Origin of the sequence: Arsenicicoccus sp. oral taxon 190, from assembly GCF_001189535.1 — a bacterium.
Classification (GTDB): Bacteria; Actinomycetota; Actinomycetes; order Actinomycetales; family Dermatophilaceae; genus Arsenicicoccus.
On the sequence record NZ_CP012070.1, the window covers coordinates 2,976,561 to 2,991,641 of the forward strand.

At 73.1% G+C, this 15,081-nt stretch carries 15 protein-coding genes; 12 read left to right on the top strand and 3 right to left on the bottom strand.

Annotated elements, in window-relative coordinates; genetic code table 11:
- Nucleotides 1–78: 78 nt before the first annotated feature.
- Nucleotides 79–1,704, bottom strand: coding sequence for a serine/threonine-protein kinase (locus tag ADJ73_RS17735; RefSeq protein WP_050348756.1), 1,626 nt, complete (start codon nt 1,702–1,704; stop codon nt 79–81).
- Between the two features lie 150 nt (nt 1,705–1,854).
- Between ADJ73_RS17735 and lipB the strand changes: the two genes are divergently transcribed.
- Complete coding sequence (gene lipB / locus ADJ73_RS13855; protein WP_082177012.1) at nt 1,855–2,565, top strand: lipoyl(octanoyl) transferase LipB; 711 nt, start codon at nt 1,855–1,857, stop codon at nt 2,563–2,565.
- A 50-nt stretch (nt 2,566–2,615) separates the two neighbouring features.
- On the opposite strand, the gene ADJ73_RS13860 is transcribed toward lipB, so the two are convergent.
- A complete protein-coding gene (locus ADJ73_RS13860) occupies nt 2,616–3,122 on the bottom strand; it encodes an ASCH domain-containing protein (RefSeq protein ID WP_050349474.1) in 507 nt (168 codons plus the stop codon).
- A gap of 161 nt (nt 3,123–3,283) precedes the next feature.
- Here ADJ73_RS13860 and lipA point away from each other — a divergent pair, with 161 nt between their 5' ends.
- On the top strand, nt 3,284–4,294 hold the full coding sequence (lipA, locus tag ADJ73_RS13865; RefSeq protein ID WP_050348757.1) for a lipoyl synthase: 1,011 nt from the start codon (nt 3,284–3,286) through the stop codon (nt 4,292–4,294).
- Nucleotides 4,295–4,335: 41 nt separating this feature from the next.
- Nucleotides 4,336–5,106 carry a DUF4191 domain-containing protein gene (locus ADJ73_RS13870; RefSeq protein ID WP_082177013.1) on the top strand — a complete coding sequence of 257 codons (771 nt, stop codon included), beginning with the start codon at nt 4,336–4,338 and terminating at the stop codon, nt 5,104–5,106.
- A 761-nt stretch (nt 5,107–5,867) separates the two neighbouring features.
- Here ADJ73_RS13870 and ADJ73_RS13875 read toward each other — a convergent pair.
- On the bottom strand, nt 5,868–6,365 hold the full coding sequence (locus tag ADJ73_RS13875) for an RDD family protein (RefSeq protein WP_050348758.1): 498 nt from the start codon (nt 6,363–6,365) through the stop codon (nt 5,868–5,870).
- Nucleotides 6,366–6,451: 86 nt separating this feature from the next.
- Between ADJ73_RS13875 and glnA the strand changes: the two genes are divergently transcribed.
- The 9 genes from glnA (at nt 6,452) to ADJ73_RS13920 (ending at nt 15,067) form a co-directional block, all read left to right on the top strand.
- Nucleotides 6,452–7,876 carry a type I glutamate--ammonia ligase gene (gene glnA, locus ADJ73_RS13880; protein ID WP_050348759.1) on the top strand — a complete coding sequence of 475 codons (1,425 nt, stop codon included), beginning with the start codon at nt 6,452–6,454 and terminating at the stop codon, nt 7,874–7,876.
- Nucleotides 7,877–7,952: 76 nt separating this feature from the next.
- On the top strand, nt 7,953–8,699 hold the full coding sequence (locus ADJ73_RS13885) for a SanA/YdcF family protein (RefSeq protein WP_050348760.1): 747 nt from the start codon (nt 7,953–7,955) through the stop codon (nt 8,697–8,699).
- Between the two features lie 10 nt (nt 8,700–8,709).
- On the top strand, nt 8,710–9,876 hold the full coding sequence (gene citC, locus ADJ73_RS13890) for a [citrate (pro-3S)-lyase] ligase (RefSeq protein ID WP_050348761.1): 1,167 nt from the start codon (nt 8,710–8,712) through the stop codon (nt 9,874–9,876).
- 26 nt (nt 9,877–9,902) lie between these two features.
- Nucleotides 9,903–10,262, top strand: a complete 360-nt coding sequence (locus tag ADJ73_RS13895) for a citrate lyase ACP (RefSeq protein WP_050348762.1) — start codon at nt 9,903–9,905, stop codon at nt 10,260–10,262.
- Entirely contained in the window at nt 10,259–11,167 is a 909-nt protein-coding gene (locus ADJ73_RS13900) for an aldolase/citrate lyase family protein (protein WP_050348763.1), read from the top strand. Before ADJ73_RS13895 ends, ADJ73_RS13900 begins: the two co-directional genes overlap by 4 nt.
- Before the next feature lie 9 nt (nt 11,168–11,176).
- Nucleotides 11,177–12,691, top strand: a complete 1,515-nt coding sequence (gene citF / locus ADJ73_RS13905) for a citrate lyase subunit alpha (RefSeq protein ID WP_050348764.1) — start codon at nt 11,177–11,179, stop codon at nt 12,689–12,691.
- Nucleotides 12,688–13,263 (top strand): citrate lyase holo-[acyl-carrier protein] synthase, encoded by a 576-nt coding sequence (citX, locus tag ADJ73_RS13910; protein ID WP_216593642.1) that lies wholly within the window; start codon nt 12,688–12,690, stop codon nt 13,261–13,263. Before citF ends, citX begins: the two co-directional genes overlap by 4 nt.
- On the top strand, nt 13,244–14,167 hold the full coding sequence (gene citG / locus ADJ73_RS13915; protein ID WP_050348765.1) for a triphosphoribosyl-dephospho-CoA synthase CitG: 924 nt from the start codon (nt 13,244–13,246) through the stop codon (nt 14,165–14,167). The genes citX and citG overlap by 20 nt, the downstream gene beginning before the upstream one ends.
- A gap of 36 nt (nt 14,168–14,203) precedes the next feature.
- Entirely contained in the window at nt 14,204–15,067 is an 864-nt protein-coding gene (locus ADJ73_RS13920) for a diacylglycerol/lipid kinase family protein (protein ID WP_050348766.1), read from the top strand.
- The last annotated feature ends 14 nt before the right edge of the window (nt 15,068–15,081 follow it).

Genomic DNA, 15,081 nt, shown 5'->3' on the forward strand with positions numbered 1-15,081 from the left:
TCCGCCGCGCCAGGCGGGTGCTCACCTCTCCTGCGGCACGCCGGTGCTGCTCCGCTGCGGGCACGTCGCGGACGCGGCTCACCTCCCCTGGGGCACGTCGCGGACGGTGTCGAGCCGCCAGCCTGCGGGCGTCCACCGCAGCACGTAGTCGGAGGTGCGTCCGTCGTGGCCGGGCTGCACCCGCGCCGGTCCCGTCCCGTCCGTCCACGAGTAGTCCGCCAGCCGCACGTCCGCACGGATCGTGCTCTCCGTCGCCGAGGCCCGCACGACCGAGGCCGACCGCACCTGGAAGCTCAGCCCCTGCTGCCGCTGGCCCCGGCGCGCGAGCTCGGCGATGGTCGCGCCGTCCTGGCGCATCGCCCACGAGCCGGGGAGGTCGGCCGCCCCCAGCCGAGCCGCGTTGCGAGCCATCAGGGCCTGGCTGCGGTGGTCGAGGAGCTCCTGCACCACCTCGCGCGGGGCCACGGTCACCGCCTCGGCCCGGCTCGCCGCCGGCTGCGCCGCGGCCGCCGGTGACGGGCTGGCTGTCGGGGACCCGACCGCTGCTCCTCCCCGCCCGCCCGCAGCGGACGCCCGCGCCGGAGACGGTCCGGTGGAAGCCGATGGTGCTGGTGGTGCTGGCGATCCAGCCGTCGCGGGACTCGTCGCGCTCACCAGCTCGGTCGCAGTCCCGGCGCGGTCGAGCCACACCTTGCCGCCGCCGATCCCCGCCACCAGCCCGACCACGGCGGCGACCACCAGGGTCCGGTGCCGCACCAGTGCCGGGCGCCGGAGGTCGCGGCGCGCCGCCTCCAGCTTGGCGGCCCGCTCCCGGGCCCGGGTCTGCGCCCGCTGCTGCTCGAGCGCCTGCTCGCGCACCCGGCGCGTGACGTCGGGTGGTCGGGGAGTCGCCGCCACGTCCACGGTCACCGGCTCCCCGAGCTCCTCGAGGCGGCGCGACACCTCGGTCAGGGCCGGGCGGTCCCGCGGGCTCGGTGCGAGGCAGGCACCGATCAGCTCCACCAGGGCCGGGTCGACCTCGGGGCACCGAGCCGCAAGCTCGAGCGGGTCGGTCGCCGTCTGCCGCGCCTCCCCCAGCAGGGCGAACCAGCCGAGCGCGCCCAGGGAGTACACATCGCATGCGCCCGACGGGTCCTCACCCACCGACCGCTCAGGGGCCACGAATCCCGTGGTCCCCCATGGGTCGTCGACCAGGTCACCCAGCACCGACACGGTGCCGAGGTCGGCCACCAGGGGGCGTCCGTCGGCGTCGAGCAGCACGTTGCCGGGGGCCAGGTCGCCGTGCACCAGGTCCAGGTCGTGCAGGTCCGACAGCGTCGCCGCCAGCCCCAGCAGCACCGTCGTGACCTCCTCCTGGGTCAGGTGACCGCGGGACGTGACCAGGTCCGCGAGCGAGCCCCCCTCGGCGAGGTCCAGCACGAGCACGAGTCGTCGGTCGTCCAGCACCAGGGCGTCGAGCAGCGTCACCACCCCGGGGTGTCGCAGCGTCCGCAGCCACTGCAGCTCGGCGACGACGGCCTCGGCGTCCTGCGGGCCGACGGACCAGCCCGAGAGCCACGGGTCGGGCCGGCGCAGCGGCTCACGCGTGACCTTCAGCGCGACGAGCACCTGGTCGGCCAGGCGCCGGGCGCGCCATACGACGCTTGATGCGCCCTCGCCGAGGATGGCCTCGACCTCGTATCCCGGCACCGTCGGCCTGCTCATCGGTCGCCTCCTGGTCGCTGGCTGGTCGTATGACGCCCCACCACTGTCCCGCGCCGCCGCCCACCGCGTCGTCCGTCATCCACAGGCCACGGGTTGAACGTTCGAAGACCTGTGGACAGAGCACCGCCGCCCCGGTCGTATCGTGGAGCCATGCGCTTCGAGCACCTCGGCTTCGCCCCGGCCTTCGTCGATTACCAGCAGGCATGGGACCACCAGCGCGAGGTCCACGCCCGGGTCGTGGCCCGCGAGATCCCGGACACCACCCTGCTGCTGGAGCACGAGCGCGTTTACACGGCGGGCAAGCGCACCGAGGCGCACGAGCGCCCCTGGGACGGCACCCCGGTGGTCGACGTGGACCGGGGCGGCAAGATCACCTGGCACGGCCCGGGTCAGCTCGTCGGGTACCCGATCGTGCACCTGCCGAGCAACCGTGACGTCGTCGCCCACGTGCGGCGTCTCGAGGACATGATGATGGGCGTCTGCGCCGACCTGGGCGTTCGCACCGCCCGGGTCGCGGGGCGCAGCGGCGTGTGGGTGCTGGCCGACGAGCGTGGCGGCGACCGCAAGATCGGCGCGATCGGGATCCGCGTCAGCCGCGACGTCACCATGCACGGCTTCGCGCTCAACTGCGACTGCGACCTGTCGTGGGCGCAGGTCATCGTCCCCTGCGGCATCGCCGACGCCGGCGTGACCAGCCTGTCGCGCGAGCTGGACCGCGACGTCACGGTCCAGGAGGTCCTCCCCCTCGCGGAGCGCCACCTCGCCCGGGTCTTCGACATGACCACCGACGAGGCCGTCGAGGCCGCACGCCGGCGCGGCACGGCTACCGGGACGACCGTCCTGCCCGAGCTGCTGCACTGACCCTCGTCATACGGCGTATGCCGCCGCGCCCGCCGCGGGCCGCACCACCGTCACGCGCGGGCCAGCACCTCGAACTCCTGCAGCACGACCTCCATGTCCGGGCGGAAGGGGTGCTCGCCGTCGTCGATCCGCTCGAAGAACGCCTGGTGATCGCGGCGCCACGACTCGAGCGACCGGTCACCCTCACCCTCGGCGCGGGCGTGCTCCGCGTCCACCTCGTCGAAGCGCACCCGACGCACCCGCGTCAGCCGCAGCAGCGCGCGGGGACGGCCGTCCCCGTCGCACACGATGCTCAGCTCGCCCGCGTCGGGCAGCGGCTCGTCGCCGAACTCCCACCACGCGCCCGCCGTCGCCGTCTTGGTGCCGTCCAGCACCAGCCGGCACAGCTCGTCCGCCATGCGTCGCGAGTCCCCGAAGGCCCAGGCGGGCGGGCACAGCGCCGCCGCCGACGACCGACCCTGATAGATCTCCTCGCCCGCGAGGCCGGACCGCACCCGGGCATCCGCCCAGAACGCGTCCACGACGTGGGGCTCGGGGCTGCGGGCACGATCGTCCATGGCGTCGAGCGTAATGGCGGTCGCACCCGGGCGCAGCGGCTGCATTGGGGGTGTGTCGGTGCCGCGGCGTAGGCTGTCAGACCGGTGGACCCCCTGGTCGGGGACACCGCAGCTGCTAGGGGTCGGCATACGGCCTGACGCACACGACGCCGAGGAGCACCATGACCGTCGCACCGGAGGGACGCCGCCTGCTGCGGGTCGAGGCCCGCAACGCCGAGACCCCCATCGAGCGCAAGCCGAGCTGGATCCGCACGACGGCCAAGATGGGCCCGGAGTACTCCGAGATGCAGTCCCGCGTGAAGGGCCAGGGCCTGCACACGGTGTGCCAGGAGGCGTCCTGCCCCAACATCTTCGAGTGCTGGGAGGACCGCGAGGCGACCTTCCTCATCGGCGGTGACGTGTGCACCCGGCGCTGCGACTTCTGCGACATCGCGACCGGGCGGCCGCAGGCCCTCGACCGCGGCGAGCCGACCAAGGTGGCCGAGTCCATCGCCACGATGGCGCTGCGCTACGCGACCGTCACGGGGGTCGCGCGTGACGACCAGCCCGACGGCGCCGCCTGGCTGTATGCCGAGACCATCCGCGAGATCCACCGTCTCAACCCCACCACCGGCGTCGAGATCCTGCCGCCGGACTTCGGCGCGCGGCCCGAGCTGGTGGGTCAGGTCTTCGACGCGCGACCCGAAGTGTTCGCGCACAACCTGGAGACCGTGCCGCGGATCTTCAAGCGGATCCGGCCCGCCTTCACCTACGACAAGTCGCTGCGGGTGCTGTCGATGGCGCAGGACGCCGGCCTCATCACCAAGTCCAACCTGATCCTCGGGATGGGCGAGGAGGAGGCCGAGATCGAGCAGGCCATCGGCGACCTCGTCGACGCCGGCTGCCACATCCTGACGGTCACGCAGTACCTCCGACCCTCCAAGCTGCACCACCCCATCGACCGGTGGGTCAAGCCCGAGGAGTTCGTGCACTGGCGCGACCTCGCGCTCGACCGCGGCATGAAGGCCGTCATGGCGGGGCCGCTGGTCCGCTCGTCCTACCGCTCGGGCAAGCTCTACAGCCAGGCGATGCGGGAGTTCGGCCGGCCGCTGCCCGAGCACCTCTCGCACCTCGCCGACGCGGCCGACCAGACGACCCGCCAGGAGGCGTCGTCGCTGCTCGCGTCCCGCTGACGCTCACCTCTGGCGACCTCACAGGACGGTACGATTCGCGCATGGCACGACAGACCTCCGGGAGCACCAAGGTGTCCCGCTTCGCCCGCAAGCCCAAGGACCCCAGCAAGCCTGGACGGTTCGCCCAGATCAAGCAGGGCTACGGCTTCGCCAAGCAGGTCGACCCCAAGATCACGCAGTGGATGGTCGGGGCTGCGGCGCTGGTGCTGCTGGTCATGGTGGCCATCGGCCTCATCACAGGCCACCCGTGGTACTTCCTGATCATCGGGATCCCGCTCGCGGCCCTCGCCGCGCTGCTCGTCATGAGCCGTCGCACCGACCGCGGCGCCTACGCGATGATCGAGGGCAAGCCCGGGGCGACGATGGCCGCTCTGTCGTCGATCCGCCGCGGTGGGTGGTACATCGAGCAGCAGCCGATCGCGGCCGACGGGCGGCCCCGAGGACAGGACTACACCGGCGTGGCGACGCTCTACCGCGCGGTGGGACGCCCCGGCGTCGTGCTGGTCGCCGAGGGCCCCACGGCTCGCGCCAAGAAGCTGCTGGTGGAGGAGCGCCGCAAGGTCGAGCGCCTCGCGTCCGGCGCCCCGGTGATCACGCTGCGCGTGGCGGAGGGCGAGTCCGACGACCCCGAGCAGATCTCGGTGCGCAAGCTGGCCAGCAAGGTGCAGCGGCTCAAGCCCGTCCTCACCAAGGAAGAGGTCACGGTCGTCAACAAGCGACTCAAGGCGATGAGCGGTCTGCGCACCGGCATCCCGGCAGGCATGGACCCGACGCGGGCGCGGGTGGACCGCAAGGGGATGCGCGGTCGCTGACGACGGGCGCAGCGGAGGGCCGGATCCGAGGTACGAGGATCGTGCCCGTAGCGGAACCGAGGAAGCGACCCACAAGGCACGTCGTTGACGACGGACATCTGCAGATGGTGAGGGCCCCGGGCGAGCTAGCGCCCGGGGCCCTCGGCCGTCCTAGCCAGCAGCTCGGGTCTCGCCGGCGTCTGGGTGGCCGTCCTCGGTCACGCGGCCGTCGTCGGTCTGGGTGGCCGTCGCCGGTCTGGGTGCCCGTCGTCGGTCTGGGCGGCCAGCTCCCGTCTCGTGCTGCAGCCCAAGACAGAGGCTGCCACCCAAGAGGGAGGACACAACCCCAGACCGGAGCGGCAACCCCAGACGAGCCTCAGCTGGCCCGCACCGCGGCGACACCAACCAGCGTCTGGGTGGCCGTCCTTGGTCTCGGCGGCCGTCGTCGGTCTGGGCGGCCAGCTCCCGTCTTGTGCTGCAGCCCAAGACAGAGGCTGCCACCCAAGACGGAGGACACAGCCGCAGACCGGAGCGGCAACCCCAGACGAGCTTCAGCGGGTCCGCAGCGTGAAGGCCCTGACCAGCCGCTCGGGTCCCGCTGGCGTCTGGGTGGCCGTCCTTGGTCTCGGCGGCCGTCGTCGGTCTGGGTGGCCGTCGCCGGTCTGGATGGCCAGCTCCCGTCTTGTGCTGCAGCCCAAGACAGAGGCTGCCACCCAAGACGGAGGACACAACCCCAGACCGGAGCGGCAACCCCAGACCGGAGCGGCAACCCCAGACGAGCCTCAGCGGGTCCGCACGATGACGGTGCCGACCGCCTTGTCGTGCAGGCCCCGACCGTCGCCGTCCCACACCACGGCGGGGATGACCAGCACCATCAGGAAGGTCCGCAGCGCAGCGCCGACCAGGCCGACCGGCCCGCCGTCGACGCGACGGACGTGCAGGCCGAGGAGCCGGTGCCCGATGGTGGCGCCGAGGGTGCCGACGAGCAGGACGTACTCGACGTACAGCACGGCGAGGGGGATGAAGGACTGCCCGCCGGTCGCGCCGATCGGCATCCGGAAGAGCCCGATCGCGATGGTCAGGCACAGCAGCCAGTCGACCAGCAGGGCCAGGACCCGTCGACCCAGCGGCGCCATGGCCCCCGGCCCCTCCGGGGGGAGCCCGAGGCGCTCCCCGGCATACGCACCCTGCTGCGTCAGCTGACCGGGCCCGTCGAGCCACCCACCGATGTCCTTGCGATCCACGCGCGCAAGGCTACCTGCGTAACACGCGGGAAACATTCGAGTCATGGCCGGGAAACCGCGGGGCCGTAGCGTCGGGGTCGACAGGTCGGCCAGAAGGGTCGGCCACACCCATGGAGGACGATGTGTTCAGCACCCCTGAAGAGGTCCTGACGTTCATCAAGGACGAGGACGTCAAGTTCGTCGACATCAGGTTCTGCGACCTGCCGGGCGTCATGCAGCACTTCAACGTGCCGGCCGCGTCGCTGGACGAGGACTTCTTCACGGAGGGCCAGGCCTTCGACGGCTCCTCGATCCGTGGCTTCCAGGCGATCCACGAGTCCGACATGAAGCTGCTGCCGGACGTGCGCACCGCCTACCTGGACCCGTTCCGGGTGGAGAAGACCCTGATCATGAACTTCTCGATCGTGGACCCGTTCACGGACGAGCCCTACAGCCGTGACCCGCGCAACGTCGCCGCCAAGGCGGAGGCCTACCTGCAGTCGACGGGCATCGCGGACACCGCCTACTTCGGCGCGGAGGCGGAGTTCTACGTCTTCGACGACATCCGGTTCGCCTCGGAGGCCAAGGGCTCGTTCTACGCGATCGACTCGGTCGAGGCCGCGTGGAACTCCGGGCGTGACGAGGAGGGCGGCAACCGCGGCTACAAGACGGCGTTCAAGGGCGGCTACTTCCCGGTGCCGCCGGTGGACCACTTCGCCGACACCCGCGACAAGATCTGCCTCAACCTGGACCGGGTCGGCCTCGAGGTCGAGCGCAGCCACCACGAGGTGGGCACCGCGGGCCAGCAGGAGATCAACTACAGGTTCAACACCCTGCTCCACTCCGGCGACGACATGATGAAGTTCAAGTACGTCGTCAAGAACACCGTGTGGGACGAGGGCAAGACGGCGACCTTCATGCCCAAGCCCATCTTCGGCGACAACGGCTCCGGCATGCACACGCACCAGTCGCTGTGGAAGGACGGCAAGCCGCTCTTCTACGACGAGCAGGGCTACGGGGGCCTGTCCGACCTGGCGCGCTGGTACATCGGCGGCCTGCTCAAGCACGCCCCGGCGCTGCTGGCGTTCACCAACCCGAGCGCCAACTCCTACCACCGCCTGGTGCCGGGCTTCGAGGCGCCGGTCAACCTGGTCTACTCGGCGCGCAACCGCTCGGCGTGCATCCGCATCCCGATCGCCGGCACGAGCCCCAAGGCCAAGCGCATCGAGTTCCGGATCCCGGACCCGTCGGCCAACCCCTACCTGGCGTTTGCCGCGCAGCTCATGGCCGGCCTCGACGGCATCAAGAACCGCATCGAGCCGCCGGAGCCGATCGACAAGGACCTCTACGAGCTGCCCCCGGAGGAGCACGAGCAGATCGAGCAGGTGCCCTACACCCTCGAGGCGGTGCTGCAGGCGCTGGAGGAGGACCACGAGTTCCTGCTCGAGGGCGACGTCTTCACCGAGGACCTGATCCGCACCTGGATCGACTGGAAGACCGCGAACGAGGTCGTGCCGCTGCGGCTGCGCCCCCACCCCTACGAGTTCGAGATGTACTTCTCCATCTGAGCCGTCACGCGAAGGCGTCCACCTGCTGGTTGCAGGTGGACGCCTTCGCGCTGGGTCGGGTGGCAGGATCAGCCGTATGCCGACGCCCCCCGTCTCCCCCACCACCGTCGTGCGCGGCTCCGCCCGCACCGCCGCGGCGGGCCTGGCACTCGCCGGCCTCGGCGTCGCGGTCTCGCGGGGCTGGGCCCTGCTGGCGTCCCGGGGCCGGATCTTCTCGGCCGCCGAGGCGCCCGCGGTGGACGTGGCCGTCGTGCTCGGCGCCGGCGTACTGCCGGACGGGCGGCCGAGCACCTACCTCGCCTCGCGGCTGGACCGCGCGCTGGAGCTCCACCGCGCGGGCAGGGCCGCGGTCCTGGTCGTCTCGGGTGCGGTCGTCGGGGACGCTGACGAGCCCCGCGTGATGCGGCACTACCTCGAGCAGCGGGGCGTCGACCCGCGGCTCGTCGTCGAGGACCGCGAGGGCGTCGACACCTACGCCACCTGCCGTCGGGCACGCCAGGTCTACGGGCTGCGGCGGGTCGCGCTGGTCAGCCAGGCCTACCACCTGCCGCGGGCCCTCGGGATCGCCCGCGCCACCGGCCTCGACGCGATCGGGGTGGCGGACCGGACCGTCCGGGACCACCCGGCGACCGACCCGGCGACCTGGGTCTACGGCGAGCTGCGGGAGTGGCTCGCGGGCGTCAAGGTGCTGGGCGACCTGGTGCGCCCCCGCCCCGAGGACGCGGACGCCCACGACCCGGCGGTGCGGCAGGCCCTCGACCACGCGAGCCGGGGGGCGGCATACGGCCACCCCGCCGACGAGGACCGCAGCCGCGCTGGATAGTGTCCACGATGTGGATGACGACCTCGACATCATCTGCGTGGACCCGACGGAGGACCCCGCGGCGGCCCGCCGCATCGCGGCGCTCCTCGCGAGCCAGGACCTCGAGATCGACGGCGGCGTCGAGGAGTTCGTGACCTTCCAGCACTACGGCCGGGTCCTTGCCTGCGCCGGGCTGCAGGGTCAGGTCGTCAAGTGCGTCGCGATCGACCCGAGCCTGCAGGGCCGGGAGGTGCTGCTGCCGCTGATGACGGAGATGACCTACCTGGCGCTGGACCACGGCGTCACGCACCTGTTCATCTACACCAAGCCGGAGTACCGCGAGCACTTCGAGGCGTGCGGCTACCACCACCTGGCGACCGTGCCCGGGACGGTCACGCTGCTGGAGAACACCCCGCGCGGGCTGCTCGCGTGCTGCGAGGGGCTGGCCCACCTGCGCCGGTTGCGGGACCGCGTCGGGTCGGTGGTGCTCAACGCCAACCCCTTCACCCTCGGCCACCGCTACCTGCTGCAGCAGGCGGCGCACGACTGCGACGTGCTGCACGTCTTCGTGGTGGCGGAGGAGAGCCGCACGTTCACCTTCGACGAGCGCTACCGTCTCGTGGCCGCCGGCGTCGCCGAGCTGCCCGAGCGGGACCACATCATGGTGCACCGCGGCTCGCCCTACCTGGTGAGCAAGGCGACCTTCCCGAGCTACTTCCTCAAGGACTCCGGGGTCGTCGACCGCGCCGGCACCGGGCTGGACCTGACGATCTTCCGCGAGCACATCGCCCCGTCCCTCGGGATCACCCACCGCTACGTCGGCAGCGAACCCTTCTGCCCCGTCACCCGCGCCTACAACGCCGACATGCACCGGTGGCTCGAGGACGCGCCGCTGGCCGCGCCGCCCGTCGAGGTGCGCGAGATCCCCCGCCTCGAGCGCGGCGGCGTGCCGATCTCGGCATCGGAGGTGCGGCGGCGGTTCGCCAACAAGGACCTCGTCGCGCTGGCCGGGCTGGTCCCCGCCCCGACCCTCGCGCTGCTCACCGCCAAGATCCAGGCCGCCACCCCGACGAGCACCACGCCGACGAGCCAGACCAGCACGGCCAGCACGGCCGGCACGGCCAGCACGCCCAGCCTCACTCCCCCGACCCACGCCGACGACCCGCGACCCGCCCTGGTCCCGGCCGCCGTCGGCTAGCCCCACCGACGACGAGGAGGTCGTCCATGCGCATCGTCCACGAAGCCATCGCGGGCACGCTCGAGAGCAGCGACGTCATGGTCACGGTGCTGCCCCCGCCGGGCCGGCAGGCGGAGGAGTCGCCAGGCCGACAGGCGGAGGTGTCGCCCGAGGAGCCGGAGACCCTGGACGTGATCGTGACGAGCGCCGTGATGGCGCAGTTCGGCCACCAGATCCGCGCCGTGGTCGACGAGGTCCTCGCGGCCCTCGAGGTCACCGCCGGCCAGGTGGTCGTCGACGACAAGGGCGCCCTCGACTGGGCGATCCGGGCCCGGCTGCAGGCCGCGCTGCTGCGCGCCTGCGACGCCGACCCCGACTGGGCCGCGCTCGCGGAGGCCCGGGCATGATCACCGACGCCACGATGCGCGAGCCGGGGACGCTCCCCCACCGCTCGATGCTCTTCGTCCCCGGGTCCAACGCGTCGATGCTCACGACCGCCTACGTCTACGGCGCGGACGCGATCATGTTCGACCTCGAGGACGCGGTCGCGCTGCGCGAGAAGGACTCCGCGCGCCTCATGGTCTTCCACGCCCTCGGCTCCCCCGCCTACCAGGGCACCGACACCGTGGTGCGGATCAACCCGCTCGACACCCCCTACGGCCGAGCCGACCTGGAGGCGTCCGTCCGGGCCGGGGCCGGCACGATCCGGCTGCCCAAGACGGAGTCCGCCGACGACATACGGCGTCTGGAGCACGAGGTCGAGGCCATCGAGCGCGACTGCGGCCGGGAGGTCGGGTCCACCCGGCTGATGGCGGCCGTCGAGTCCGCCGGCGGCGTCGTCAACGCCGTCGAGATCGCGACGGCCAGCCCTCGGATGGTGTCCATCGCCCTCGCCGGCTTCGACTACGTCATCGACCTGCGCACCACCCGGTCGCCGGAGGGCACCGAACTGTTCTACGCCCGCTGCGCCGTGCTCCACGCCGCCCGGGTGGCCCGCATCGCGGCCTACGACGTCGTCTGGTCCGACGTCAACGACGAGGCCGGATTCCTCGCGGAGGTCGAGCTGGTCAAGCGGCTCGGTTTCGACGGTAAGTCCCTCGTCAACCCGCGGCAGATCCCCCTGCTGCACAACGCCTACGCCCCGACCGAGGACGAGCTGGCCCATGCCCGCCTGGTCGTGTCCGCCGCCGAGAAGGCCGCCCGCGACGGCCTCGGCGTCGTCTCCCTCGGCGGCAAGATGATCGACGCGCCGATCATCGCCGCCGCCCGCCGCACCATCGCCTTCGCGGACGCCTCCGGCGTCCGCCGCTAGGAGCTCACGATGACCGTCCCGTCCCGCGTCTCCGGCAGCGAGGTCCCCGGTCTGCGCCCGTATGCCGGGTGGTCGGCCGCCACTCCCCACCTGGTCGACGGCGGCCCCAGGCTGGGTCGCAAGGTGCGGTCCTCGCTGGAGGAGGCGATCGAGCGCAGCGGCCTGCGCGACGGCATGACCATCTCCTTCCACCACCACTTCCGCGAGGGCGACAAGTCGATCAACCGCGTGGTGGACACGGTGGCGCGCATGGGCTTTCGCGACCTCACGCTCGCCAGCTCCTCGCTCAACCGCTGCCACGCACCCCTCGTGGAGCACATCCGCGCCGGCGTCATCACCCGCATCTTCACCAGCGGGATGCGCGGCGAGCTGGCCCGGCAGGTCAGCGCCGGCCTGCTCGAGCACCCCGTCACGGTCCACAGCCACGGCGGGCGGGCCGCGCTCATCGACTCCGGCGAGCTGCACCTGGACGTGGCCTTCCTCGGCGTCTCGGCCTGCGACCCCATGGGCAACGCCAACGGCGTCACCGGGCGGTCCCACTGCGGCTCGCTCGGCTACGCGATGGTCGACGCGCAGCACGCCGACCAGGTGGTGATGCTCACCGAGGAGCTCGTCCCCTACCCCAGCACCCCCGCCTCGATCAGCCAGGACCAGGTCGACCACGTGGTGCTCGTCGACGAGGTCGGCGACCCGTCCAAGATCGCGGTCGGCGCGGCCCGCCTGACCCAGGACCCCAAGGAGCTGCTGATCGCCCGCTACGCCGCGGACGTGATCGAGCACTCCGGCTACTTCGAGGAGGGCTTCGCGCTGCAGACCGGGTCGGGCGCGAGCGCGACGGCCGTCACGCAGTTCCTCGGGCCGCGCATGGAGCGTAAGGGGATCCGCGCCGGGTGGGCCCTGGGCGGGATCACCGGCGGCATCGTCGACCTGCACCGTCGCGGCCTGGTCGGCCGGGTCCTGGACGTGCAGGACTTCGACACCGTCGCCGTCGAGTCCCTCGCGAGCGACCCGGGACACGTCGAGATCAGCGCCAACGAGTACGCCAACCCCCTGTCCAAGGGCGCCTGCTCCGACGGCCTCGACGTCGTCATCCTCTCGGCCCTGGAGGTCGACCGGGAGATGAACGTCAACGTCATCACCGGGTCCGACGGCCTGATGATGGGCGCCTCCGGCGGGCACTGCGACGTGGCGGCCGGCGCCAACCTGCCCATCGTCGTCGCGCCGCTGATCCGCTCCCGGATCCCCACCGTCGTCGATCGGGTCACCACCCTGGTGACCCCCGGCGAGACCATCGGGGTGCTCGTCACCGACCACGGCATCGCCGTCAACCCCGCCCGGCCCGAGCTCGCCGAGCGGCTGCGCGGCGCGGGGCTGCCGGTCACCACCATGGACGAGCTCTACGACCGGGCCGTCGCGCTCACCGGCGTCCCCCGGCCCATCGAGCGCACCGACACCGTGGTCGGCGTCGTCCGCTACCGCGACGGGAGCGTGATCGACGTGGTCCGCCAGGTGGTGCCGTCGTGACCCGGACCGCGCCGGTCGGCGTGCCCAGCGGCGTGCCCGGCGGCGTGGCCGGCGGCGTGCCCGTCGCGCCGCACCAGCTCCTGGACGCCCGCGACCGCCGCGTCGCGCGCCGCCGGGCCCTGCAGGCCGCCCACCCCGGCCCGGGCGTCACGGTGGTGGCGGTGACGCTCGTCGTCCCGGGCCCCGTCAAGACCTCACCCACCCTCGAGGCGGTGCGCGACGACGGCGTCAGGGGCGTCATACGGGTCTGTGCGCTGCACCGCTGGCGGGTCCTCGCCCGGGCGGCCGAGGACGCTCCCAGCGGCCCGGAGGCACTCCTCGCCGTGGCCGCCCGCGCCGGGGAGCTCAAGCAGGCGCTGGTGCACCTCGAGGACCACCATCCGATCGGCCGGCTGTGGGACCTCGACGTCTTCGCCGGCAATGCCCCGCTGGGCCGCGCCGACCTGGGTCTCGGGCCGCGCCGGTGCCTGGTCTGCGAGCAGCCCGCCCACGCGTGCGCGCGCTCCCGCGCCCACCCCCTCGACCAGCTCACGACCGCCGTGGAGGTCCTCGGTGCCCGACGTCAGCCCTGACACCCTGCCCACGCCCGTCCTGCCCGGACGGTCGACGCGCGTGGTGACGGCCCTGCACGACCGGCGGCAGGCCGAGCACCTCGCCGACCTGGCCGAGCGCGCCCTTCTCGCCGAGGTGGAGCTCAGCCCCAAGCCCGGCCTGGTCGACCCGCTCTCGTGCGGGGCGCACGACGACATGGACGTGCACACCTTCCTCGCGAGCATCGCCGCGATGCGGCCGTGGTTCCCCGTCTTCCACGAGACCGGGCGCGCGGGCCACCGGGACGGGCGTCGCGCCTTCGTGGCGCGGCTGCGCGGGCCCGGGCAGGCGTGCGAGGACGCGATGTTCGCGGCGACCGGCGGGGTCAACACGCACAAGGGGGCGGTGTTCGCGTTCGGGCTGCTGCTGGGGTGCGCGGGCCGGCTGTCCGCCGCCGGCGAACCCGTCACCGTCGCGTCCCTCAGCCACATGACCGCCCGGATGGCGAGCACCATCGTGGGCCAGGAGCTCGGGCACCTCGGCCGGCCCCGGACCTACGGCGAGCGTGCCTACGCCGACCACGGGCTGACCGGGGCGCGCGGGGAGGCGGCCAGCGGATACCGGTCCGTCGTGGACGTCGCCCTGCCGGCCTACCACCAGGTGCTGGCGCGCACCGGCCGCGAGGACCTCGCGCTGCTGCAGGCCCTGCTCGAGCTCATGGCGGGCACCGACGACACCACCCTGGTCAAGACCGGGTCGCTGCAGGGGATGCGCCACGTGCAGGCCCGAGCCCGGGAGCTGCTGCAGGTGGGCGGCGCGCTGGCGCCCGACATCACCGCGCGCGTGGTGGCGCTGGACGAGGACCTGTCGGCGCGGCAGCTCAGCCCGGGAGGCTGCGCCGACCTGCTCGCCGTGACGGCCTTCTTCGCCCGGCTCGACCGCTAGGCTGCCCGCGTCCGTCGCCCCACCCCGGGAGGCCCCGTGAGCGTCGTCCTGCTGGTCAACCCGGCCTCCGCCCGGGGGCGTCACCCGCGCCTCGTCGCGCGGGTCGCGACCGCCCTCGACGGCCCGTATGCCGCCCCCACCGTCATCCGCAGCCGCTCCCTCGCCGAGGTCACCGACCTCACCGCGGCAGCAGCACCCGGCCAGGTCGTGGTCGTGCTGGGCGGCGACGGCACGCTGCACGCCGCCGCCGCGGGAGCCGCACGCTCCGGCGCGGTGATCGCCCCGCTCCCCGGCGGCAGCGGCAACGACCTGTGCCGTCACCTGCGAGTCCCGCTGCACCCGGTGCAGGCGGCCCGCGCCGTGTCCGGGTGGCGGCAGCGCCCGATCGACCTCGGCCTGGTCGGCGACCGGGAGTTCCTCACCATCGCGGCGCTCGGCTTCACCGCGCGGATCAACGCCGCCGCCAACCGGGCGCACCGCCGGGGTCCCTGGATCTACGTCCTCGCGGCCCTCGCCCTGCTGCTGCGCGCCCGCCCCGACCCGGTGACGCTGCGGCTCGACGGGGTGCCTCATGACGCGTCCGCCTGGCTCGTCGCGGTCGCGGGCACGCGCTGCCAGGGCGGGGGCATCACGACTGCCCCGCTGGCCGTCGTCGACGACGGCGTGCTGGACGTCATGGTCTACCGGGCGCGCACCTGGCCGGGCTTCGTCGGGACCCTGCTGGCCACGCTGGTACGACGCCAGGTGGGGCTCCCCGGCGTATGGCGCGCCCGGGCCCGCCTCGTGGAGGTCTCCTCCCCGGTGCCGCTGGACTGCTACGCCGACGGCGAGCTGCTCGCGACCACGCCCTGCCGCATCAGCCTGCGGCCCGGGGCCGTGCGGGTCCTCGCGCCGCGCTGACCGAGCGCGACGCC

Coding starts and splice junctions, on each gene's coding strand:
- ADJ73_RS17735 (WP_050348756.1), bottom strand. CDS start 1,704: ATGAGCAGGCCGACGGTGCCGGGATACGAGGTCGAGGCCATCCTCGGC.
- lipB (WP_082177012.1), top strand. CDS start 1,855: ATGCGCTTCGAGCACCTCGGCTTCGCCCCGGCCTTCGTCGATTACCAG.
- ADJ73_RS13860 (WP_050349474.1), bottom strand. CDS start 3,122: ATGGACGATCGTGCCCGCAGCCCCGAGCCCCACGTCGTGGACGCGTTC.
- lipA (WP_050348757.1), top strand. CDS start 3,284: ATGACCGTCGCACCGGAGGGACGCCGCCTGCTGCGGGTCGAGGCCCGC.
- ADJ73_RS13870 (WP_082177013.1), top strand. CDS start 4,336: ATGGCACGACAGACCTCCGGGAGCACCAAGGTGTCCCGCTTCGCCCGC.
- ADJ73_RS13875 (WP_050348758.1), bottom strand. CDS start 6,365: ATGTTTCCCGCGTGTTACGCAGGTAGCCTTGCGCGCGTGGATCGCAAG.
- ADJ73_RS13885 (WP_050348760.1), top strand. CDS start 7,953: ATGCCGACGCCCCCCGTCTCCCCCACCACCGTCGTGCGCGGCTCCGCC.
- ADJ73_RS13895 (WP_050348762.1), top strand. CDS start 9,903: ATGCGCATCGTCCACGAAGCCATCGCGGGCACGCTCGAGAGCAGCGAC.
- ADJ73_RS13900 (WP_050348763.1), top strand. CDS start 10,259: ATGATCACCGACGCCACGATGCGCGAGCCGGGGACGCTCCCCCACCGC.
- citF (WP_050348764.1), top strand. CDS start 11,177: ATGACCGTCCCGTCCCGCGTCTCCGGCAGCGAGGTCCCCGGTCTGCGC.